Source organism: Rhizobium ecuadorense, assembly GCF_001187535.1.
GTDB classification, from domain to species: Bacteria; Pseudomonadota; Alphaproteobacteria; order Rhizobiales; family Rhizobiaceae; genus Rhizobium; species Rhizobium ecuadorense.
The window spans coordinates 1-213 of sequence record NZ_LFIO01000893.1 but is presented as its reverse complement, the minus strand read 5'-3'; the positions used below and the strand labels follow the sequence as shown (position 1 = coordinate 213).

Below are 213 nucleotides of genomic sequence, written 5' to 3'. Positions count from 1 at the left end.
GAACAATACGGTCTCATCTGACCCGGTTTGCCGGATATTCCGAATTCCACTGGTGGCCGACTGCCATCAACGACAAGCCATAACCGCAGCGGCCGCACGGGTGTCTGGCTGAAGAGTTCTTGCCATCGCCGGCAAGGGGCGTGCCGCCCGTCTCTTCAGCACAGGCACCGAATTTCATTCGGCTCGTGCATGCGAAATGACTCTTGAGAAATA

The 213-nt window shown here is 56.8% G+C and carries 1 protein-coding gene; it reads right to left on the bottom strand.

Annotated elements, in window-relative coordinates:
• Nucleotides 1-13 precede the first annotated feature (13 nt).
• Nucleotides 14-213, bottom strand: a 200-nt coding sequence (locus AF337_RS44430) for a hypothetical protein (RefSeq protein ID WP_210168065.1), incomplete at its 5' end; no start/stop codon positions are given.